Origin of the sequence: Micromonospora sp. NPDC001898 (assembly GCF_042891255.1) — a bacterium.
Lineage (GTDB): Bacteria > Actinomycetota > Actinomycetes > Mycobacteriales > Micromonosporaceae > Micromonospora.
Genome location: NZ_JBIATC010000009.1, coordinates 57,948 through 80,913 on the forward strand (window position 1 = coordinate 57,948; position 22,966 = coordinate 80,913).

The following is a 22,966-nucleotide window of genomic DNA, read 5'->3' on the forward strand; positions in this document are numbered from 1 at the left end:
CCGACGGGGGCGGCAGCGCGGCGGCGGGCCGCGCCGCCTGCACAGTCCGGTCATCGACGCCCTGCGTCCGACAGGCCGACAGCGGCGTCGGCGGTCACGACCGGCCGGCGAACCCGGGCCGGCGGGGCGGGCAGGGCGCCCCGGTCGACCTTGCCGTTCGCGGTCGCCGGCAGCTCCGGGAGGACCACGTACCGCAGGGGCACCATGTAGTCGGGCAACTGCTGCGCCATGAGGGCGCGCAGCGCGGGTTCGGCCAGGCGCCGCGGGTCGGCGTCGCGCTCGGCCACCAGGTACGCCACCAGGGTCGCCGCGACGCCCAGGTCGTCGCGGAGCAGCACGACACTGTTGGCGACGAGCGGGTGCCGGTTGAGCACCGACTCGATCTCGCCGAGTTCCACCCGCTGCCCGCGGATCTTCACCTGCGTGTCGATGCGCCCGCCGTAGTTGAGGTGCCCGCTCGGCGACCACCAGGCCAGGTCGCCGGTGCGGTACACCCGCTGCGGCCACCCGGCGACGTCGACCTCGACGAACCGCTCCGCGGTCAGGTCGGGCCGCCCGGCGTACCCCCGGGCCAGGCAGTCCCCGCCGAGGACCAGTTCCCCGGGCACACCCAGCGGCGCGAGTTCGCCGCGCTCGTCGAGGACGTACGCGGCGACGTTCGTGATCGGCCGGCCGATGGGGACCGTGTCGCCCGGTTCGGGCCGCCGGCACGGCCAGGCGGTGACGTCGATCGCCGCCTCGGTCGGCCCGTACAGGTTGTGCACCTCGACCTGCGGCAGAGCGGTGGTGAGCTTGTTGACCAGCTTCGGCGGCAGCGCCTCCCCGCTGCAGATCACCCGGCGCAGGCCGGTGCACCGGCCCAGCCCGCGCTCCTCGACGAACAGGGCGAGCATGGACGGCACGAAGTGCACCGTGGTCACCGACTCGCGGGCGACGACCTCGACCATCTCCTGCGGGTCACGGTGCGCCTGTGCCTCGGCCGTGACCAGGGTCGCGCCGGTCATGAACGCCCACAACAGCTCCCACACCGACACGTCGAAGGTGTACGGCGTCTTCTGCAGCACCCGGTCGCCCGGGCCGATGCGGTACTCGTCCCGCATCCACACCAGCCGGTTGGCCAGTGACAGGTGCGTCATCTGCACGCCCTTGGGCGCTCCCGTGGAGCCGGAGGTGAAGATGACGTACGACAGCCCCCGCACCACCTCCTCCGGCGCCCGGTAGCCGCGCCAGTCGACCGGCGCGGCGGGCAGGTCACCGCCGGCCAGCGGCCGTACGGGCACGGACGGCTCCCCGCCGGAGCCCAGCGCGGCCCGCCCCTCGTCGTCGGCCAGCACCAGCACCGCGTCGGCCGTGCGGAGCATGAGGTCCAGCCGGGGACGCGGGTGGGACGGGTCCAGCGGCAGGTACGCCCCGCCGGCCAGCAGGACGCCGAGCACCGCGACCACCATCTCGGGGCTTCGCTCGGTGCACAGGCCGACCACCGACCCGGGCCCCACGCCCTCGGCGCGCAGCCGCCCCGCCAGCGCCGCCGCCTCGTCCAGGAACTCGCGATAGGTGCGGTCGCGTCCGCCGCCGCGCAGCGCGACGGCGTCGGGGGTGAGCTGCGCCTGGCGGCAGATCGTCTCGTGCACGGGCGTCCGCGGCGCGGGGGTCGGCGCGGCGTTGAAGCCGAGCAACGTCCTGCGCTCCCCCGGGCCGAGAAGCGCGGCTTCCCGCACCGGCCGGTCCGGGTGGGCGGCGAGCCAGGCGTGCAGGGTGTCCAGGCGCTCCTGTAGGTGTGCGGGATCGCCGTGGTCGCTGGCGAACCACACCGGTGTTCCGCCCAGCACCGCCGACGCCCCGGTGCCGCCCGTCGTGGGCGCCGCCGGCCCGACGCCCACCGCGACGGACGCCGAGGACTCGTCCGACGCGGGGACCACGACGGCGGAACCCGGCTGCGGGCCGCGCGTCTGCTCGCGTACCTGGGTCAGGGTGCTGTCCGGAAGGACCCGCACCAGACTGTCGCCCCACGGGCCGTGCACGGCGACCGAGGTCGCGGACGACAGTCGGTGGCAGAGCACGGCCGCCACCGCCGCGGCCAGGGTCGGATCGGCGCGGCCGGTCATGCCGTCACCAGCCCGGCCAGCACGCGCGGCGTGGGATCGGCGGACAGCGCCTCCGTCTGCACGCGCACCCCGAACCTGCGCTGCACCTGGCTGATCATGCGGATGAACAGCAGCGACTCACCGCCGAGCGTGAAGAAGTTCGCGTCCGGCCCGATCTCGGGAGAGCCGAGCATCCGGCCCCACAGCTCAATGATCTCCTTCAGCACCTCGTCCCCGCCGGCACCGGCGGGGTCCGCCGCCGGTTGCGGTGGGTCCTCGGCCGGTCGCGCCGGTGCGGCGTCGAGCCAGTGCCGGGTACGGGCGAACGGGTACGTGGGCAGCGCGACCCGCCGCGCCCTGCTGTCGCCACGCACCGCTGCCCAGTCCACGGCCACTCCGGCGGTCCACAGCCCGCCGAGTCCGGCGAGCACGTCACCGGCGTCGGCCCGCTGCGTCTGCCGGGGCTGTAGGGCGAACCCGGGCACCCGCCGCCCGTCCTGCGGCGTGTCCCGGGCCGCGCCGGTCAGCGCGGTGCCCGGCCCGACCTCGACCAGGACCGGATCGGGCAGGCCCAGCCCGGTCAGCAGCGCGTCGTGGTAGCGCACCGGGCTGCGCAGTTGCGCGGCCCAGTAGCCCTCGGCGCGCGGCAGCCCCTTGCCGAGCAACCCGCCGTCGATGCTGCTGACCACCGGGATGGTGCGGGGTCGCTGGGCGATGCGATCCGCCTCGATGCCGAGCAGCCGAGCCGCCCCGGCCATCATCCGCGAGTGGAAGGCGCGCTGCGCGGGCAACGTCCGGCAGCGGATCTCGGCCGCCTCCAGGCGCTCCCGGAACGTGGCGAGCTGCGCCACCGGCCCGGCCACCACAGTGACCTCGGGACCGTTGCGCGCGGCCACGTCGAGGTCGTCCAGGCCCGCCAGGTGCTCCTGAAGGGCGGGCACCGGCGCGAGCACGGCCAGCATGCCGCCCTCGGGCGCGTCCTGCATCAGCCTGCCACGGGTCACGACCAGGCGCAGCATGTCCTCGGCGGCCATCTCGCCGGCCAGCGCCGCAGCCGCGAACTCGCCGATCGAGTGGCCGATCAGCGCCGCCGGGCGTACCCCCCACGACACCAGCAGCCGGCCGAGCGCGAGCTCGTGCAGCGCCAGCGCGGGCTGGGTGACGTCGGTGCGGTGCACGACGCCGTGCGGGTCGACGTCGACCAGCACGTCGCGCAGGTCCAGCCCCAGGTCCGGGGCCAGCAGCCCCGCCCCGTGGTCGAGGTCGGCGCGGAAGGACGGGTAACGGTCGTAGAGGCCCCGCGACATGGCGGGGAACTCCGCGCCCTGGCCCGGGAACAGGAACACCACGCTGGGCCGGCGGGCCGCCTCGCGGACCGGCGCCCTGCGCAGCCGGGTCAGCGCCGCCGGAACGTCCCGCGCGGCGACCGCGAGCCGGTGCGGGAAGTGCCTGCGGTACGTCTGCGACGTCAGCGCGACATCGCCGACGGCCAGGTCGGGGCGCTGCCGCAGGTGTTCGCTCAGCTGCTCGGCGCCCGCACGGACCGCCTCCGGGCTGCGCCCGGACAGCACGATCAGCTCGACGTCACCGTCGGCCGTGGCGGAACCGGGCACGGCCGGCCCGTCGGCCTCCTCCAGCACCACGTGGGCGTTGGTGCCGCCCAGGCCGAAGGAGCTGACCGCCGCCCGACGCGGCCCGCCGGCGGTGTCCCACTGTCGGGCCACGCTGTCCACGGTGAACGGGGTCGACCCGTCGAGCAGCTCGGGCCGGGCCTGCTTGAGGCCGGCCAGCGGCGGGATCTGCCGGAAGTGCAGCGCCAGCGTGGCCTTGATGAGGCCCGCGACACCGGCCGCCGCGTCGAGGTGGCCGACGTTGGCCTTGACCGAGCCGATCGAGCACGGCCGCTCGCCCCGACGGAACACCTCGGTCAACGCCGCCAGCTCGATCGCGTCGCCGACCTCGGTGGCGGTGCCGTGCGCCTCAAGGTAACCGACGCTCGCGGGGTCGACGCCGGCGGCGGCGTACGCGCGCGTCAGGACGTCGATCTGCCCGGCGACACCGGGCGCGGTGTAGCCGACCTTCAGGCCCCCGTCGTTGTTCACCGCCGACCCCTTGATCAGGGCGTACACGGTGTCCCCGTCGCGGCGGGCGTCCTCGGCGCGTTTGAGCGTCACCATGGCGACGCCGTTGCCGGGGACGGTCCCGTCGGCCGAGGCGTCGAAGGGCCGGCACGTGCCGTCGGGCGACATGATGCCCTTCGTCTCGTAGAGGTAGCCGGCCTGCTGCGGCACGGCCACACACACTCCGCCGGCGAGCGCGACATCCGAGTCGCCGGCGCGCAGGCTCTGGCACGCCAGGTGCACCGCCACCAGCGACGTCGAGCAGGCGGTCTGCACGGTGACCGCCGGACCGCCCAGGTCCAGCCGGTACGCGATCTTGGCGGCCAGGTGGTCCTTCTCGTTGCCCAGCACGATCGACAGCAGCCCCTGGGTCTCGACCAGGCCGGGCTGCGTGAACACGTGGTGCAGCGCGTAGTAGTTGAAGCCGGCCCCGGCGAACACGCCGACCCGCCCGAACGGTTGCTGGCCGGCCAGCCCGGCGGACTCCAACGCGGCCCACGCCGTCTGCATCAGCAGCCGGTGCTGCGGATCCATGGTCTCCGCCTCCCGTGGCGTGATGCCGAAGAAGGCGGCGTCGAACAGGTCCGGGTCGGCCAGCACGCCCCGCGCCGGCACGTACGCCGGGTCGTCGAGCCGGTCGGCGGACACGCCCGCGGCCAGCAGCTCGCCGCGGGTCAGCTCGCTGATCGTGATCGTCCCGGCGACCACGTTGGACCAGTACTCCCAGACGTCGGCAGCGCCGGGGAACCGGCCCGCCATGCCTACGATCGCGATGTCGCCGTTCATGAGGATGCGCCTGCCCCTTCGGTCTGTGCGTGCAGATGCCTGGCCAGCGTCTGGACGGTCGGGAAGCGGTAGAGGTCGGTCAGCGGGATCACCCGCCCGGCCAGCCGCTCCTGCAGCAGCCGGCGCACGATCGCCAGCCGCAGCGACTCCCCGCCGACGTCGAAGAACGCCTCGTCGACGTCGAAGTCGTCGGTGCCCAGCGCCTCCACCCAGGCCACCGTCACCAGTTCCTCGAACTCGGCCAGCGACACCGAGCCCCGGGCGGGGATCGACGCCGGTCGCCCCACCGCCGGGTCGGCCACCGCCGGGTCGGCCCGGGTCGTGTCGGCCGGCTGCGGCACGCCGGCCAGCGCGCCCAGGGCCCGCAGGTCGACCTTGCCGTTGCGGTCGAGCGGGAACTCGGCCACCGTCACCCACTGCTGCGGCCGGGCGTAGGGGGCCAGTTCGGCCTCCACCGCCCGGCGCACGCCGGCCACGTCCACGCCGTCGGGCCCCGGCTTGAGCGCGGCGCACAGGCGGATGCCCGTCACCGGGTCGCCGGTGGTGAACACCACCGCGTCGCGCACCCCGGGCCGCGCCCGCAGCCTGCGCTCGACGTCGACCAGCTCCACCCGGTGCCCGGCGATCTTCACCTGGCGGTCGTTGCGGCCCAGGAAGCGCAGCTGCCCGTCCGCGCCCCAGCGCACCAGATCCCCGGTGCGGTACAGGCGCACGCCGGGGTCGCCGTGCCGGACGAAGGACGCGTCGGTGCGTACGGGGTCGTTGAGGTAGCCGTCGGCGAGCCCGGTGCCCGCCGTGCACAGCTCGCCGACCGCACCCGGCGCGACGAGGCGCCCCGACGGGTCGACGACGTACAGGTCGGTGCCGTGCACCGGCGTGCCGATCGGCAGCGGGTCCGGCGTCGCGTCGGCGTGGTCGACCGGGTACGTCGTGGTGAACGTGGTGTTCTCGGTGGGGCCGTAGGCGTTGGTGACGCGCAGCCCCGGGCAGGCCTGCAACACCCGGCGTACGTGCGCCGGTGAGACCACGCCGCCGCCGGTGAACAGCTGCCGCAGCCCCGCGAACGCGTCCGGGCGGTGGTCGGCGACCAGGTGGAACACGCCCGAGGTGAGCCAGACGTGGGTGATCCCGGCGGTGCGCAGGAACTCGGCCAGCCCGCTCGGCGTCGGCTCCCCGGGCGGGAACACCACCACCGTGTCGCCGCTGGCCAGCGGCACCAGCAGCTCCAACGTGGACGCGTCGAACGCCAGCGGGGACAGCCGCGTGATCCGCATGCCCGCCGGGTCGGCGAACAGGTGGGGATCGTCGGCCAGCCGCAGCACCGCCCGGTGCGGCACGACCACGCCCTTGGGCACCCCGGTGGAGCCCGACGTGAAGGAGACGTACGCGGTCCGCGCCGGGTCGGTCGGGGCCGCCTCGATCTGCCCGTCGCCGGGGCGGGCGACGTAGCCGGCCCCGGCGCGCGGCGGCGTCGCCGGGCAGGCCAGGGCGCATTCGGCGACGCCCGACCACGCCGGGTCGGGCGCGTCCGCGCCGAGTCGGGCCCGGGGCGCGACGGCGGCGGCGACGTGTGCCCGCCACTCGCCGGTGGCGTGCTGGTCGACCGCGACGTAGTACGCGCCCAGCCGCAGCACACCCAGCACCGCGACGGCCTCGGCGGCCGAGCGCGGCAGCTCCAGGATCACCGCGTCACCGGCGCGCACACCGTGCGCGTGCAGCAGCCGCGACTGCTCGACGGCGTGGTCGTACAGCTCGCGGTAGGTCAGCGTGAGCCCGGCGTGCGCGTCGACCAGCGCGATCCGCTCGCCCGCGGACGCCGCGTGTGCCGCGAACCGGCACCACACGTCGCCGGAGGTGTCGTATGACCCGCCCGCGCCCAGCTTCCGCAGCCGGGCGTGCTGCCCCGCCGACAGGGCCGTGACGTCGCGCAGGGCCAGGTCCGGCGCGGCGGCCAGCTCCAGCAGCGCCGCCCGGAACGACTCGGCCAGTTCCCCGGCGTCGGCGGCGGTGAGCGCCGACGTCGCGTACTCCAGGGCGAACCGGGGACGGCCCGACCACGACTGGAGGTAGAGCAGCGCGTCGAACACCGCGCCGTGGCAGTGGCCCTCGTGCACCCGCCAGGTGCGGCCACCGGCGGCCAGCTCGTCGGGCACCAGCTCGTGGTGGGCGGCGAAGCCGAACTGCGCCAGCGGGTTGCGGCCCGGGTCGGTGTCGACGCCGAGCCCGGAGACGACCCGCTCGAACGGCACGTCAGCGTCGGCGGCCGCCTCGGCCAGCGCCGCCGCCACACCGCGTACGTAGTCCCGCACGTCGACGTCGTCGGCCGAGACGCAGCGCACCGGGACGGCCCGGGTGCACAGGCCCACGATGGCGGCCATGCCCGCCTCGAACCGGCCCGCCGCCGGCACCCCGAGCACCAGGTCGGTCAGGCCCGCGCGGCGGGACACGGCCAGTGCCCACGCCGCCATGGCCACCGACGTCACCGTCACCCGGCAGTGCCGGGCCAGCTCGGTCGCGGCCCGCGTCGCCGCCGCGTCGAGGTGGAAGTGCAGGCGTGCGCCCCGGCCGTCAGCCTCGACGACCGGCGGCAGGTCGGTGGGCAGCGCCACCGTCCACGGCGCGCCCTCCAGCCGGGCCGCGATCCGGGCCAGCGCGCCGTCCAGCGCCCCGGACGCCTCCTGCGCGGCCAGCCGCGAGCCGACCCAGTCGGGCGACGGCGCCGCGCCCGCCGGACCGGCACCAGCACCGGCACCGGCATAGAACTCGGCGAACTCGCGCCACAACACGCCGATGCTCCAGCCGTCGGCGATCGTGTGGTGCACCAGCATGGTCAGCAGGTCGCGCTGCCCGGCGCGGGTCAGCACGAAGACGACCGGCGGCTGTTCGAAGGGGCGCAGCAACCGCGCGGCCGACCGGCCGTAGAGCTCGTGCACGGCGCGTACCGCGTCGTCGTCGGGCAGCGTCTGGTGCAGCAGCCTCGGCTCGTACGGCGCGGGCAGCACGATCCTGGCCTGGCGCGGATCGCGGACGAACCGGGTGCGCAGCGCCTCGTGGCGGGTCGCCAGCTCGCGCAGCGCCGAGCGGGTCCGGGCCTCGTCGAGCGGCCCGTCCGCCTCCAGCGTGAACATCAGGTGATAGGGCGCGTCCTGGTCGAGCAGGTGCGCGGCCAGCATGGACCGCTGGCCGGGCAGCAGTTCCAGCTCGGCGGGCCGCCGCGCGGCCACCGGCGGCGCGGTGTCCACGTAGTCCACCGCGCCGGCCAGCGCCCGCGCCAGCGGCAGCGCCGACAGCAGCCGGGCGCTGTCCACGTGCGCCCGCAGCTCACGCTGACCCAGCGAGACCAACGCGATGGCCTGTAGCGAGGTGCCGCCGAGGGCGACGAACGACTCCGTGCCGGCCGCGTCGCGCAGGTGCTCGGGCGTGAAGCCGAGCACCCGCGCGGCGAGCGGCGTCCAGGTGGTGAGGTCGGGGGCGGCCATCACACGCTCTCCGCCACGGGCCTGTCCGGCGACACCTGGCTCGCGACGGCACGCAGGTCGGCGAGGCGGGGGTTCTCCAGGACGTGGCCGAACATCACCGCGAGGTTGAGCTCCTGACGGATCAGCGTGCTCAGCCGCAGCGCGCTGAGCGAGTGGCCGCCGAGGTCGAAGAAGTCGTCGTCGTCGTCGACCGTGTCGACGCCGAGCACCTCCATCCACAGCTCCTCGAACTCGGCCACCCAGGTCCGGTCGTGTACGTCGCGCATCAGTGGTGCCTCTCTGTGTCCAGGCGGGTCGCGGGGGCGTCCAGGTAGTGCCGGGTGGCCGCGAAGGGATAGGTGGGGGCGGGCAGCCGACGCCGTCCGGTGTCGTGCACGCCGTCCCAGGCGCCGATGACACCCAGCTGCCACAGCGCGCCGACGGTCGCCAGCAACCGGGCGTGCCGGTCGGCGGGCAGCACGGGCTGGTCCGGGCCCAGGTGCGGGGTGACGCTCGTACCGACCTCGATCCAGAACACCGGGTCGAGGTCGACGGGCAGCGTCGCCGGCGCAGGCGGTTCGGCCGCCCGCGCCCGCCAGTACGCGAGGTCGCCGCAGCCGGTCAGCGGCTGCCCGTCCGAGCCGTGGACGGGCAGGTCCGCCGGGCCGAGCCGGATGCCGTCGACGCCGGCGCCACGGATCAGCCCCAGCGCGTCCGCGACGGACATGATCCCGGCCACGACCGCGCCGGCCACCGCGCCGATGCCGGCGCCGGCCACGGCGCGCGGGGCCAGGCCCCGGCTGCGCAGCGACCGCACCAGGCCGACGCAGGCCAGCAGCCGGTCGCAGCGCTCCCGGACGGCCTCGTCGAGGTCGTGTTCGCGGAGCAGCGCCACGCCCTCGTCGACGACCCGGCGGTACACCGGGTCGGCGTCGTAGTTGGGCCGGTTGCCGGTCAGCTCGCCGGCCCCGGTGAGGTGCAGCGCCACCCCGCGCGCCCGCGCCTTCGCGTCGGCCTGCCGGACCCTCGCCGGCGAGCCGTGTGTTCCGGTCAGGAACGCGGCCCGCCACGGCAGCTCGGCCCGGCCGGTCCGCAGCGTGTACGCGAAATCGGCCAGTTCGCCGGGCGTCGTCCCGGCCACGCGGGCGACGACGCGGTCCAGGCTGTCCTGCGCCACGGCGGAGGTCTTGGCGGAGACCAGGACCAGCTCGGTGACGTGGCGGCGCGGCCGGGGCCGGACGGCCGGGGCCTCCTCCAGCACGACGTGGGCGTTGGTGCCGCCGATGCCGAAGGCGCTCACCCCGGCCCGGCGTACGCCGTCGATCGGCTCCCAGGGCCGGGCCGTCCCCGGCAGCTCGAACACCGAACCGTCCAGTTCGACCGCCGGGTTGGGCGTGAGCAGGTGGGCGATCGGCGGGATCACCCGGTGCTTCAGCGCCAGGACCGTCTTGATCAGGCCGACCACCCCGGCGGCGGTGTCCAGGTGCCCGACGACCGACTTGGCCGCGCCGAGCGCGCAGGGCGGCCGGTCGGGCCGAACGCTGTCGAAGACCTGCCGCAGCGCCGCCACCTCGATCGGGTCGCCGAGCGCGGTGCCGGTGCCGTGGGTCTCGATCAGGCCGACGGTCTCCGGGTCGACGTCGGCCACGCTCAGCGCCGCCGAGATCACGCCGGTCTGGCCGGTGGGGCCGGGCGCGGTGAAGCCCGCCTTGCGGGAGCCGTCGTTGTTGACCGCGGTGCCGCGGATCACGGCGTGCACGGTGTCGCCGTCGCGTAGCGCGTCCCCGAGCCGCTTGAGCACCACCACACCCGCGCCGTCGCCGGGCACGGTGCCGTCGGCCGCGGCGTCGAAGGCCCGGCACCGGCCGTCGGCGGAGAAGATCCCGCCGGGCTCGTACAGGTGCCCGCGCCGCGTCGGCGGGGCAACCGTGGCGCCCCCGGCCAGCGCCACGTCGGCGTCGTAGGTCAGCAACGCCTGCGCCGCCTGGTGCACCGCGACCAGCGACGTCGAGCAGGCGGTCTGCACGGCCAGCGCCGGACCCTGCAGGTTGAGCTTGTACGCGATCCGGGTGGCCGCGAAGTCCTTGTCGCTGCCGATGATCAGCCCCAGGCCGCCGGCCGCCTCGACCGCGCGTTCGTTGGGCCACACGTTGTCGAGCAGGTAGACGTTCAGGCCGGTGCCGACGTACACGCCGATCCGGTTGCCATCGGCGGCGACGGGCGGGTAGCCGGCGTGCTCCAGCGCGGTCCAGGCGCACTCCAGCAGGATCCGCTGCTGTGGGTCCATCAGCGCGCTGTCCGACGGCGAGTAGCTGAACAGCCGGTGGTCGAAGCGGTCCGCGCCGCGCAGCACCGCCCGGGCGGGCACGAAGTCGGGCCGCTCCACCACGTCCTTGGGCACGCCCCAGCCGACGAGCTGCTCGGGGGTGAAGAAGGTGACCGCGTCGACTCCGTTGACCACGTGGTGCCAGAACAGGTCCAGGTCGCCTTCGGCGCCCGGGGCCCGTACGGCCATGCCGACCACCGCCACCGCCGCGCTGTCGTCGAGCTCAGCCACGGCCGCCTCCGGTGCGGCGCCGGTCGGCGAGCAGGGCCCGGCCCTGACGGCGCTGCGCCGCCTTCGCGTCGACGAGCACCGGGGCCTCCTGTTGCAGGTGCGCGGCGCAGCCGGCGACCGTGCCGGAGCGGAACAGGTCCGTCACGGAGACGTCCAGGCCCTCCTCGGAGAGCCGCTGTTGCAGCGCGATCAGCGTGAAGCTGTGCCCGCCCAGGTCGAAGAAGTTGTCGTGCAGCCCGATGTCGACCCGGTCCAGCACCTCGGCCCAGCAGGCCCGGATGCGCTCCTCCAGCCCGGTGCCGGCGGTGCGGTCGCGCCGCGCCACGGGGGCGGCGGCCGTGCGCGCGGCGCGGCTGTCGGCCAGCAGCCGCGCGGTGTCCACCTTGCCGTGCGCGGTCAGCGGAATCGCCGCGACGGTCAGGATCCGCGACGGCACCATGTACGCCGGCAGCGTCCCCCGCACGTAGGCCCGCAGCTCGCGTTCGGCGTCCGGGCCGAACTCGCCGACGACGAAGGCGGCCAGCTCGTCGTTCTCCGCCGCCACGGCGCACGAACGCACCGCCGGGTGGGTCAGGAACGCGCCCTCGACCTCGGCCAGCTCGACGCGGTAGCCGCGCAGCTGCACCTGGGTGTCGTTGCGGCCGAGGTACACCAGGTTCCCGTCGACGCCCCACTTGACCACGTCGCCGGTCCGGTACATCACGCCCCTGCCGTACGGGTCGGGCAGGAAGCGCGCCTCGGTCAGCTCCGGGTTGTCCACGTAGCCGTGCGCGACGAGCACGCCGCCGCAGTACAGCTCGCCGGGCACGTTGAGACCGGTCGGCCGCAGGTCGTCGTCGAGGACGTAGCAGCGCCCCGACGGCAACGGCACACCGACGTTGCCCTCCCCGACCCGGGCCAGGTCCGCGGCGGGCACCGCGAAGATCGTGACGTGGATGGTGCCCTCGGTGATGCCGTACATGTTGACGAACACCGCGCGCATGCCCGGCGTGCCGGCGACCAGCGACGCGACCCGCGACCAGCTCAGCGCCTCGCCGCCCAGGATGACGTAGCGGATGCTGGAGACCTCGTGCGCGCCCAGCAGCCGCAGGTAGGGGGGCAGCAGCCGGTAGAGCGCGCCCGGGGTCTGGAAGACCACCGTGACGGCCTCGCGGCGGACCAGCGCGGCCAGCCGCTGCCGGTCCACCAGATCGGCCTGGTCGGCGACGACCAGCCGGCCGCCGGTGGTCAGCGCGCCCCACATCTCCCACACCGAGGCGTCGAACGAGAACGAGCTCGCCGCCAGCCACACGTCGGCGGCGGTGACGTCGAGGCCGGCCGGGGTCGGGCTGTTCAGGGCGTCCAGGCCGCCGTGTCCGACCATGACGCCCTTGGGCACACCGGTGGAGCCCGAGGTGTAGATGATGTACGCCTGGTCATCCGGCCCGGGGAACGTCTCCGCGACCACGGACGTCCCGTTGAGGGTGTGCGCGTCGGCCAGCCGGATGTCGCGGTCCTGCGCCAGGGCCCCGGCGGCGTCGGCGGTGCTGGCCTCCACCAGCATGAACGGCATCGCGGCGCTGGCCGTGATCAGTTCGAGGCGCTGCTGCGGGTACTCGGGGTCCAGTGGCACGTAGACGCCGCCGAGCTTCCACACGCCCAGGATCGCCGCGACGATCGCGGGCGAGCGGCGCAGCAGCAGCCCGACCCGGTCGCCGCGCCGTACGCCCCGATCGGCCAGGCCCGCCGCGATCCGCCCGGCCCACCGGTCCAGCTCGGCGTAGGTGACCTCCACGTCCCGGTGGCGCACCGCCACCGCGTCCGGGGTGCGTGCCACGTGCTCGGCGAACCGGCGCAGCACCGACGGGTGCTCGACCGGCCGCTGCGGGACGGGCGGATTCACCCCCTCGGTCAGCAGCAGCCGCTCGGCCTCCGCCACCATGGCCGGCTCGTCGTCCGGCTCGTCGACGACCGACCTCAGGAAGGTCAGGTAGTGGTTGAGCAGCGTCTCGACGGTCGCCGGGGTGAACAGTTCGGTGCTGTACTCGGCACGCAGGAACGGCGTGGCGGTGGAGACGTCGAGGGTCAGGCCCAGGTCGAACTTGGTGACGTCGATCTCGACGTCGACCTCGGTCAGCTTCACCCCGTCGAACTCGGGGAACTCGAACGGGAAGTTCTGCACCGTCAGGGAGGTCTGGAACAGCGGGGCGTGGCTGAGCTGCCGCTCCCCCACGGTGGCCCGCACGATCTGCTCGAACGGCACGTCCTGGTTGGCGAACGCGGCCATGCTGGCCCCGCGGGCCCGGTCGACCAGTTCGGCGAAGCTCGGCCGGCCCGACACGTCGAGGCGGATCGGCAGCGTGTTGACCAGGCAGCCGACGACGCGCTCCTCGGTCTCGTCCATCCGGTTGGCCACCGGCACGCCGATCACCACCTCGTCCTGGCGCGCGTACCGCGACAGCACCGAGGCGTACGCGGCCAGCGTCACCGCGAACAGCGTTGCGCCCCGCGCCCTGGCCCAGCCGGTGAGCCGCTCGACCAGCGCGGGCTCGACGGGGCGGCGGAGCACCGCGCCGTCGGCGCTGAGCACGCTCGGCCGGGGGAAGTCGGTGGGCAGCGCGAGCTGCGGGACGTCACGCAGCCGGGCTCGCCAGAAGTCCAGCCCGGAGCTGTCGCGCTCCCAGGACTCGCGCTGCAGCCGCGCGTACGTCAGGTGGGACTGCGGCGGTTCGGCGTACGTGGCGGCACCGGATCCGGACAGCGCGGCGTTGTACTCGGCGGCGAGGTCCCGCAGCAGCAGGCCCACCGACCAGCCGTCGCAGGCGATGTGGTGCACCAACACCGCGAGCGTGTGCTCGTCCGGGCCCCAGGAACGCAGGAAGGCGCGCAGCACCGGCCCGTCGCCGAGCCCGAAGGGACGCCGGGCCTGCTCGGCGACCAGGGTGTGCAGGAAGGTCTCCTGGGTGTCCCGGTCGGCCCACCCGCCCACCTCGATGTCGATGTCCGCGTGCGGGGTGGGCGACACCCGCTGGGTGAGCACACCGTCGACCAGCGCGAACGTGGTGCGCAGCGCGTCGTGCCGGGCGACGACCCGGGTCAGCGCCCCGCGCAGCACCTCGGGTCGCAGCGCGCCGTGCAGGTGGACCGCGAAGGCCACCACGTACGCCGGGTTGCCGGGCTGGAGCTGGTTGAGGAAATAGAGTCGTTCCTGAGCGAAGGAAGCAGGACCGGTACGAACCATGGATCGAGCGTCGTCCGCCGGACCTCCCACCCGACAGAGCATCGTTCCCCGCTCCCCGGGGAAATCCTCCCGGGTCGCGTTCCCGGCACCGTCCATCGGCCCTTGGCGGACGGCGACCCGGAGGATGCCTCCGCCGGACGCGAACCGGCCCCCGGCCCGACGGGGTCAGCCGTCGGACCGGGGGCCGGTCGGGATGCGCGCACCGCCGGGGAACGTCGCTAGTACTCGCCGCGGCCGAAGGCGGCCAGTTCCGCGGAGTGCCCCGGGTTGCTGACGTACGTCGCCCCGATCGGGGCGGTCACCCGGCACCACATGTCGAGCCGCTTGACGTCGATGCCGGCCGCCGCTGCCAACTCGTCACGCCGGCGCAACATCTCCGCACGGTCCAGGCCCTCCAGCACGTAGTCGACCGCGTCGAAGCAGGGGTCACCGGCGCAGGCCATCGGGTCGATGGCCACCAGGCCCTTCACACCACCGCTGAGCACGTTGCCCAGGTGCAGGTCGCCGTGCAGCAGCACGGTGTCGGTGGGCGCCGCGAACAGGTCGTCGCGCAGCCGCTTCGACCCGGCGAGGTCGGCGCCACGCCGCACCGCCGAGTTGAACAGCACGTCGATCCAGTCCTCCAGCCGCCGCGGCGCAGCCGCCGGGTCCCCGACGCCGTGCAGGTCGTTGAGGAACGCCGCGTACTCCGCCGGCGAGGGCGGCTGCGGCATCTTCTCCACCAACGTGCCCGGGTGGATCGATTCGAGCAGCACCGCGCCCTTGGCCACCGCCAGCACCGCCGGCACCCGCCCGCTGGCCGCGAACTGGCGCAGCATGTCGACCTCCTCCCGCACGGCGTAGCTGTCGGGTGACAGCTTCAGCACCGCGTCGCCCTGCGGGCCCCGGCACCGGAACACCACCGAGGAGTTGCCGGACTTGAGCTGGTCGCCGAGGTCGAGCCCCCACTGCTCGACGAGTTCGTCCAGCCGCTGGGTCAACGTGCCGACCCAGCGGTGCGCCGCCTTGCCGAACCTCGGCTCCAGCCGAATCGTGATCGCTTCCAGATCAAGGACCATCCCACTCACCTCTTCGTCGATCGCGCGTCGGCGTATGCGGCGGATTCGCCCACCTTCGGCAAGGGTGTGGCGCCCCACCTGTGGGCCAGCGGGACGCTGCCACCGGGCACCCGGTCGGGACTCGGCGCGGGGCGCTCCAGCCTGGCCTTTCGGGCGACCTCGATCGCCTCGTACCGGTCCGACACGTTCAACTTGTTGAAGATGGTCGAGATGTGGTTGCTGACCGTCTTGGGCGACAGGTGCAGCTGCGTGGCGATCGCCCCGTTGCGCATGCCCGATGCGATCAGCTCCAGCACCTGCCGCTCGCGCGCCGTCAGCTCCGGAAAGAGCTGCTGGTTGCGTGGCTCCCGGCCGAGCTTCGCGATGAGTTGATCGGCCACCCTGGGTCCAAGGATCACCTCGCCCGTCGCGATCCCCCGGATCGTCCGCACGATGCCGTCGCCCGGACAGCTCTTGAGCACGTAGCCCCGCGCACCGGCGCGCATGGCCGCGAAGACCGACCCCTCGTCCTCGACCGCGGTGAAGACCAGCACCGCGGTCGAGGGCGAGATCCGGGCGATCTCCTGCAGCGTCACCCCCGCCTGGAAGTCCGGCAGCTCGATGTCGAGCACGAGCACGTCGGGGCGCAGCGACGCCGCCCCTTTCATCGCCTCCCGCGCGGTACCCACCTCGGCGACCACGGTGACCTCGGCCGAGGAGGACAGCAGGGCACGCAGGCCCTTGCGCACCACCGGCTGGGCGTCGGCCAGCACAACTGTCACGACACGGGATCCTGCCTCGTACCCGGCACCTCCTGGCTCCCGCCTCATCGTAAGAGCCGATTCGGTGGTCGAGCCCACGCTGACCATCACAACACCTCACCCGTCCTAACTGGCCCGCGACGCCTCCCATCCGTGGAGGCGTCGCGGAATCGCCGACTCCGCATCGGCGTGAACATCTGATGACCACCAACAGAAGAACATGCGTACTTAGCCGTACGGTATCCATGTCCATCTTCTGACGCAATTGCAGTGATCAAATTAATATGAACGATCGAAGGGAGCTTCTCGACGACGAAACGGCCCACATCGGACCGGACGGCCGAGGCGAAACCCACGGACCGCCTGCTCAACGCCGCGCCCGACCCGGGACGCCCGCCCTGGTCGGGCCACACGACTAGCCCACCGCGCTCCGGGCGTCCACGGGCAACCGTCCCGGTCGACCCAGGAATTCGTCCCACCCCCGGCCCACCGAACGCCCTGTCCCACCCGGCGCCGCCACCGCGATGATTGACGCCGACCGCTCCCCCACACCAGGATGTGCGAATATGCCCTTTTCGCGATTGATTGATTCCGGAACCCGTTTGGTACCGACCGATCCGCTACGCAGGAAACTGATCGCGATCCGACTGGCCGAATCGATCGGCAAGGGAGTCTTTCTCAGCGGCAGCGTCGTCTACTTCACGCTCCGCGTCGGACTCGACCCCAAGCAGGTCGGCCTGGGCCTGTCCGCGGCGGGCATGTCCGCCTTCATCTCGTCGGTCCTGTTCGGCGTGATCGCCGACCGGGTGGGCGCGCGCCGGCTGCTCGTCATGCTGTTCGCCGCGCTGGCGGTGGGATTCGGGCTCTACGCCCTGGTGGACAACGCGACCCACTTCTTCGCCCTGGTGGTCGCCGTCGGCTTCATCGAGTACGGCACCGGCCCGACCAACGGGGCTCTCGTCGGCAACCTCGTGCCCGCCGAGGAACGGGTCAAGCTCAAAGCCATGATGCGGTCGGTGTTCAACATCGGTTTCAGCATCGGCATCGGCGTGGCTGCCGTCGCCGCGCTCAGCCAGCGGCTGCTGGTGCTGATCCCGCTCACCACCGCCGCGCTGATGGCCAGCGCCGCGCTGCTGGTCACCCGCCTGCCCGACACGCCGTCGCGTCCCGTTCCGGTGGGCTTCAAGCGCTTCGCCGCCGTACGCGACCCGCGCTTCCTCTCGGTCGTCGGCGTTTCGACGGTGCTCGCCTCCCACGTCACCGTCATCCTGGTCACGATGCCGCTGTGGGCGCTCAACCGCACCTCGCTGCCGCACTTCCTGATCCCGCTGCTGCTCATCTTCAACACGGTGTTCGTCATCCTGTTCCAGGTGCGGGCCAGCCGTGGCGCGGACACCGTGGACGGTGCCGGCAGGCTCGCCCGGCGCTCCGGCTACTGGCTGGCCGGCGGCTGCGCCGTCATAGCGGTTACCGCCCTCAACGACGACGTCGTGCTGGTGTCCGTCGCGATCGTCGCCGCGGTGCTGATCCTGTCGGTGGCCGAGGTGATGCAGGCCGCCTCGGGGTGGGGCCTCGCCTTCGGCCTCGCCCCGGAGCACGCCCAGGGCGAGTACCTCGGCGCGTTCGACCTACACGTGATCACGCAGAACATCATCGGCCCGGCCATGCTGTCCGGCCTGGTCATCGCCTTCGGTTTCTGGGGCTGGCTCGGCATCGCGGTGGCTGCGCTGGTCGCGTCGGCGCTGATCGTCCCGGTCGCGCGCCGCGGCGAGGTCACGCTCGCCCGGACGGCGGCCTCCGCGACCAGCTCGTAGGGCCCCACACCGCCGGCCGGGGTCATCCCGGCCGACGGGCCGGGCACCCCACACGGACGGTCGCGGCCGGATCAGGTGCCCGGGGCGGCTCCGGGCCGGGCACCCGGCGCGGACCGCGAGGCCCCGCCCCGCAGCACCCGACGCACGATCGCCGGACGCAGCAGCCGGTGCGGCGGGTCGACAAGGTTGAGGACCCGCAGGAAGGCGGTGCCGAGCACCTCGTCGGTGCGGGCGGCGGCATGGAGCCGGTGCACGTACGCGTTGACGAGCCGCACCCGCGCCGTCCGACGCCCGTCCACCTCGGGGAAACGCAGGTCCGTGCCGACCGCGATGGACCACGGTCCGTCGATCAGCTTGCTGGCCCCGCGGAAGAACCGCCGCCACAGCCGGTCCCGGTCGCCCGCCAGCAGGGTCCGCAGCAGCAGGCCCTCGGTGGCCGCGACCGTCATGCCCTGACCGTAGACGGGGTTGAAGCTGCACAGGGCGTCCCCGAACACCAGGTAGCCGAGCGGAAAGCGGCGCAGCCGCTCGTAGCGCCGCCGGACGCTCGCCGGATACCGCATCAGGGCCGGTTCGCCGACGGGGGTGGCCTCGCGTACCAACCGGCTGATCAGCGGCAGACCCAGTGACTCGGCGAACCGCGCGTAGCCCTCATCGTCCAGCGGCGGCTGCTCGCCGAGCACCCCGGCGAGGGCCACCCCGAAGCGGCCGTCCTCCTGGGCTGCGACGATGCCGGTGCGCGGACGCCCCGGAACGGCGTTGGTCAGCGCGCCGAGGAGGCCGTCGAGGTGGCGGGGGTCGCGCTCGTAGTAGCGGGTGACATAGGTGACGTCGACTGCGACCCGCTGCTCAGCCGGGGCCGGACAGCCGAGCGCGGTCAGCCACCCCGGGGTACGCGACGCCCGGCCGCAGGCGTCGACCACCAGATCGGCGTCGAGTCGGTAGGCCGCCCCGTCGCGCGGCGTCACCAGGACACCGGTGATCCGGCGACGGTCGTCGGTGCTCAGCAGACCGGTCGCCTCCGCGGGCGGCTGGAAACGGACGTTCCCCAGCTCCTCCACCCGGGCCCGCACCGTGCGCTCCAGCAGGGGGCGGCTGACCCCCACGCCGATGAGCTGGGACGGGGAGCGGCGCATCGGGTAGCCGTCGTTGCACCAGTGCACCTGCCCGTTGAGGTCGACGAGGGGTGCGCCGGCCCCGTGCAGCTCGTCGCTGAGACCGTCGAACAGCTCGTCGAGCGCTTGCCGCCCGCGGGCCAGCAGAACGTGCAGTTGACGGGACTGGGGCACCCCGCGCCGCGGCGCCGCCGCCTCGGGCAGGATGTCGCGGTCGACGATCGTGACGGTGTCGTACGCGTCGCTGAGCACCCGGGCGGCGATCAGCCCGCCCATGCTGGCGCCCAGTACCACGGCGTTGCCTACGCGGACCATGGACGAGACGGTAGGCGACCGAGGCGTGCCGGTCCTCTTCGAGATTGCGCAACCGGCACGACGGCCTGGGCTCCCGCACCGGTGGTCGGTGTCCCGCCCGAGGCCGATCCGCCGACGACCACGTCACGATCGTGAACGCGCACTACGACGGCAGGCGATCCGGGCCGGCCACTGAGGACGTCGCCCGGGTCGGACGGAGGCTGTCCCCAGTGGCCGGCGGCCGAGGTGGTCAGGGCGAAGTGGTCAGGGCGAGGTGGAGAGCGTGGAGATGAACCCGACGCCGCCGCAGCAGAGCAGCCCGAACACGAGCAGCGTGACGAGCAGGATGCTGTAGTTCGACCACAGGCCGAACTTCGTCACGTCGGTGCCGTTCCCGTCGTGGACGCGGTTGCGCCAGCCGCCGAAGCGGAACGACAGGGCGTGCAGGGCCCCGGGGTGGGCGACGAGCCCGGTGGTCATGACGGGGATGCCCATGAAGTCGGTGTAGCGGACGTCGTGCGGTCCTGCCGGGACGGCCACGTACCAGGTGCCCTCGCCGGGGATCGGCACCGCCTGGCGGTCGACCTTGAACCTGCTGGTGGTCGGGGCGGGCACAATGTACGGCCCGCGGTTGACCGAGACGGCCAGCACCGCGTGGCCCGGGGGCGGCGAAATCGGGTGGGGGTAGGCCATCAGCGGCGTGACGGCGCCGGGCATGGGTGGGTACGACGGATGAGGAGGGTACGACACCGCCACATCCTGGCACGGCCCGCACAACCCGGCAGGACCGCCGGTGGTCACGAGGCGGGCACCGATCGGCGGCCGAGCCGGCGCCGGCCCCGCCAACTGTCGCGCCCGGAGGTCCGATGCAGGGCAGGGTGAAAGACGCATCATTCCGCATCGTCCGTTCGGGTAGTAATGAGCCGATCCTTCGGGTAGTGTTCGCGGCATCATCTGGACGACATGACGCGGTGGCGAGGCCCGTGATCGTGGCCTTGCGACAGCGCACCCGCCCGTACGTGTGCTCCGGCGACAGCCGGTTCGGAGATTCTTCCGGTCGATCCGCTCCACGGGCACGTGCGGAAGGACCACCCCATGGCCACCACCCTCGAACCGGCGACCAGCACCCGCCTCGGCGGACGAAGCAGCGCGCGGAACGCCGACAGCGCCGACAACCTCCTGGCCGCGATGGCCGCCACCCCGGCCGACGACCCCCGCCGACCGGCACTGCGGGAACGCGCCATCGAGGCGTGGTTGCCACTCGCCCGCCACCTGGCACGCCGCTACGCCGGACGCGGCGCACACGACGAGGACCTGGCCCAGACCGCCGCGGTCGGGCTCATCAAGGCCGTCGACAACTTCGACCCCACCCGGGGCGTCGACTTCACCGGATACGCCATCCCCACCATCATCGGCGAGATCAAGCGGTACTTCCGTGACCGCACCTGGGCCGTGCGGGTGCCCCGCCGCCTGCAGGAACTACGCCTGACGATCAGCGAGGCGAACAGCACCCTCACCCAGACGTTGGGGCGCTCGCCGACCGTGGCCGACATCGCGACCTACCTCGACCTGACCGAGGAGGCGGTCCTGGAAGGACTGGAAGGGGCCCGGGCCTACCGGGCCACCTCGCTGTCCACCCCGATCGGAGCCGACGGCAGCAGGGAACTCGGCGACACCCTGGGCGCCAACGACCACGGCCTGGAGCTGGCCGAGATTCGCGTCGCCCTCGGCCCGGCGCTCGCCACGCTGCCGGAGCGCGAACGCAGGATCCTGAGCATGCGTTTCCACGGCAACCTGACCCAGGCCCAGATCGCCGGCCGGATCGGCGTCTCCCAGATGCACGTCTCCCGGCTCATCACCCGAGCGCTCGCCAAGCTGCGCGGCCAGCTCTCCGAGGACTACGCCTGAACCTCCGGTCCGTGCGGCGGTTCAGCGACCCCCGCCCTCGACGCCGAGGGCGGCGAGCAGGTTGTCCACCGCGGCGTCCGACGCCCGGCGGACGCTCTCGGTCGTCGAGGCGCCGAGGTGTGGGGTCGGCACCACCCGGGGATGGGCGAGCAGGGCCGACGGCTCCGGCGGTTCGCGGTCGAAGGCGTCGACCGAGTACAGCGCGATCCGGCCGGACTCCAGCTCCGCCAGCAGGGCCGCCTCGTCGACCAGGGTCGACCGCGCGGTGTTGAGCAGAACGGCGTCGTCGCGGAGCAGGGCGAGTTCGGCGGACCCGAGCAGCGGCCCGGCCGGTGACGGCGGGACGTGCAGCGACACGACCTCGCTGGTGCGCAGCAGAGCCTCCAGCGGCAGCAGCGCCACGTCGCCGCCGTCGGTGACGAACGGATCGTGCGCCACGACCCGCATGCCGAGGCCGTGCGCCAGGTGGGCGAGGCGGCGCCCGATCGCGCCGAGACCGACCACGCCGAGGGTACGTCCGGCGGCCTCCCGCCCGGTGCCCCGCCGCCAGTGGCCGGCGCGCAGGGCGGCGCTGGCCTCGGGCAGGCCGCGCAGGCCCATGAGGGCGAGCGCGAGGGCGAGTTCGGCGACGCCCTGGGCGTTGGCGCCCCGGGCGGTGAGCACCTGGACGTCGGCCGCGTCGGCGGCCGTACCGTCGATCGCGTCGCGGCCGGCGCCGTTACGGCTGATCACCCGCAGGGCGTCGGCGTGGGCCAGGATGCCCGCGTCGATCGTCTCGACGCCGGCGATCCAGCCGACGACGCCGGGCAGCGCGGCGGCGAGTTCCGCGCCGGTGGGCTGCCGCCCCGGGGCGGGTGCGACGACGGTGAAGCCGGCGGCCCGGAGCCGGTCGACGGCTGCCGAGCCCGGTGCCGACATCGACCGGGGGGTGACGAGGATCCGGGGCGCGGTCATGACAGCACCTGCGGTGTCTGCGGGCCGAGCAGCGTGATCAGGCGCTCGACCTCGGCCGCCATGGCGTCGCGTGCCGGTGCGACGTACTTGCGCGCGTCCAGCAGCCTGGGGTCCGCGTCGAGCCGCTCGCGCACCACCCGGGTGAAGACCTTGTTGAGATGGGTGGCGATGTTGACCTTCGTCATCCCCCTGGTCACCACGGCCCGCAGGGTCGCGTCGTCGACGCCGGAGGAACCGTGCAGCACCAGGGGCACCGGCACCAGCTCGGAGATCGCGGCGACCAGTTCCAGGTCGACCACCGCGTCGCGGGACGCCATCGCGTGGGAGGTGCCGACCGCGACGGCGAGCGAGTCGACGCCGGTCTCCTCGCAGAACCGGCGGGCCTGGGCGGGGTCGGTCCGCACCCCCGGGGCGTGCACGCCGTCCTTGCCGCCGACCTCACCGAGTTCCGCCTCGACCGCGACGTCGTGGGCGTGGCAGTGCGCGACGATCCGGCGGGTGGTGGCCCGGTTCTCCTCGTCGGGCAGCCGGGAGCCGTCGAACATGACGGAGGTGAAGCCGAGATCCACCGCCTGGTGCACGAGGTCGACCTCCTCGGCGTGGTCGAGGTGCAGCACGACGGGGACGGTCGCCGCCTCGGCGAGCGCGCGCGCGGCCAGCGCGAGGGGGCGCAGGCCACCGTGGTAGCGGACCGCGTTCTCGCTGATCTGCAACACCAGCGGCGCGCGGGCGGCCTCGGCGCCGGTGACCAGCGCCTCGGCGTGCTCCAGCAGGGTGGCGTTGAACGCCCCGACGCCGTGCCGCGCGCTGCGGGCGGCGGCGAGGAGGGGGCGTGGATCGGCGATCGGCATGGCGGCT

General features: G+C 73.9%; 14 protein-coding genes. 2 read left to right on the forward strand and 12 right to left on the reverse strand.

Annotated features, from left to right (window positions below; genetic code table 11):
- Nucleotides 1–50 precede the first annotated feature (50 nt).
- From ACFYZF_RS20105 to ACFYZF_RS20140, 8 genes are all read right to left on the reverse strand, one after another.
- Nucleotides 51–2,105: an amino acid adenylation domain-containing protein gene (locus ACFYZF_RS20105; RefSeq protein WP_387022874.1), complete on the reverse strand. Its 2,055-nt coding sequence runs from the start codon at nt 2,103–2,105 to the stop codon at nt 51–53.
- Nucleotides 2,102–4,990 carry a beta-ketoacyl synthase N-terminal-like domain-containing protein gene (locus tag ACFYZF_RS20110; protein ID WP_387022876.1) on the reverse strand — a complete coding sequence of 963 codons (2,889 nt, stop codon included), beginning with the start codon at nt 4,988–4,990 and terminating at the stop codon, nt 2,102–2,104. The genes ACFYZF_RS20105 and ACFYZF_RS20110 overlap by 4 nt, the downstream gene beginning before the upstream one ends.
- Nucleotides 4,987–8,469, reverse strand: coding sequence for an amino acid adenylation domain-containing protein (locus ACFYZF_RS20115; RefSeq protein ID WP_387022878.1), 3,483 nt, complete (start codon nt 8,467–8,469; stop codon nt 4,987–4,989). Before ACFYZF_RS20115 ends, ACFYZF_RS20110 begins: the two co-directional genes overlap by 4 nt.
- A complete protein-coding gene (locus ACFYZF_RS20120) occupies nt 8,469–8,735 on the reverse strand; it encodes a phosphopantetheine-binding protein (RefSeq protein WP_387022880.1) in 267 nt (88 codons plus the stop codon). Before ACFYZF_RS20120 ends, ACFYZF_RS20115 begins: the two co-directional genes overlap by 1 nt.
- Nucleotides 8,735–11,005: a beta-ketoacyl synthase N-terminal-like domain-containing protein gene (locus ACFYZF_RS20125; protein WP_387022882.1), complete on the reverse strand. Its 2,271-nt coding sequence runs from the start codon at nt 11,003–11,005 to the stop codon at nt 8,735–8,737. The genes ACFYZF_RS20120 and ACFYZF_RS20125 overlap by 1 nt, the downstream gene beginning before the upstream one ends.
- Nucleotides 10,998–14,225 carry an amino acid adenylation domain-containing protein gene (locus ACFYZF_RS20130; RefSeq protein ID WP_387022884.1) on the reverse strand — a complete coding sequence of 1,076 codons (3,228 nt, stop codon included), beginning with the start codon at nt 14,223–14,225 and terminating at the stop codon, nt 10,998–11,000. Before ACFYZF_RS20130 ends, ACFYZF_RS20125 begins: the two co-directional genes overlap by 8 nt.
- A 218-nt stretch (nt 14,226–14,443) precedes the next feature.
- The gene (locus ACFYZF_RS20135; protein ID WP_387022886.1) at nt 14,444–15,283 is read right to left on the reverse strand and encodes an aminoglycoside phosphotransferase family protein; all 840 of its coding nucleotides are present in this window, start codon (nt 15,281–15,283) and stop codon (nt 14,444–14,446) included.
- Nucleotides 15,284–15,288: 5 nt separating this feature from the next.
- On the reverse strand, nt 15,289–16,035 hold the full coding sequence (locus ACFYZF_RS20140) for a LuxR C-terminal-related transcriptional regulator (protein ID WP_387022888.1): 747 nt from the start codon (nt 16,033–16,035) through the stop codon (nt 15,289–15,291).
- A gap of 590 nt (nt 16,036–16,625) precedes the next feature.
- On the opposite strand from ACFYZF_RS20140, the gene ACFYZF_RS20145 reads away from it, so the two are divergent.
- Entirely contained in the window at nt 16,626–17,837 is a 1,212-nt protein-coding gene (locus ACFYZF_RS20145; RefSeq protein ID WP_387022889.1) for an MFS transporter, read from the forward strand.
- Nucleotides 17,838–17,908: 71 nt separating this feature from the next.
- Here the strand turns inward: ACFYZF_RS20145 and ACFYZF_RS20150 are convergent, their stop codons facing one another.
- Entirely contained in the window at nt 17,909–19,267 is a 1,359-nt protein-coding gene (locus ACFYZF_RS20150) for an FAD-dependent oxidoreductase (protein ID WP_387022891.1), read from the reverse strand.
- A gap of 243 nt (nt 19,268–19,510) precedes the next feature.
- The gene (locus ACFYZF_RS20155) at nt 19,511–19,996 is read right to left on the reverse strand and encodes a hypothetical protein (RefSeq protein ID WP_387022893.1); all 486 of its coding nucleotides are present in this window, start codon (nt 19,994–19,996) and stop codon (nt 19,511–19,513) included.
- Between the two features lie 345 nt (nt 19,997–20,341).
- On the opposite strand from ACFYZF_RS20155, the gene ACFYZF_RS20160 reads away from it, so the two are divergent.
- Complete coding sequence (locus ACFYZF_RS20160) at nt 20,342–21,154, forward strand: RNA polymerase sigma factor SigF (RefSeq protein WP_387022894.1); 813 nt, start codon at nt 20,342–20,344, stop codon at nt 21,152–21,154.
- Nucleotides 21,155–21,175: 21 nt separating this feature from the next.
- Here ACFYZF_RS20160 and ACFYZF_RS20165 read toward each other — a convergent pair whose 3' ends face one another.
- A complete protein-coding gene (locus ACFYZF_RS20165) occupies nt 21,176–22,108 on the reverse strand; it encodes an NAD(P)-dependent oxidoreductase (protein WP_387022896.1) in 933 nt (310 codons plus the stop codon).
- Nucleotides 22,105–22,959, reverse strand: coding sequence for a ketose-bisphosphate aldolase (locus ACFYZF_RS20170; protein ID WP_387022898.1), 855 nt, complete (start codon nt 22,957–22,959; stop codon nt 22,105–22,107). Before ACFYZF_RS20170 ends, ACFYZF_RS20165 begins: the two co-directional genes overlap by 4 nt.
- Nucleotides 22,960–22,966: the final 7 nt, after the last annotated feature.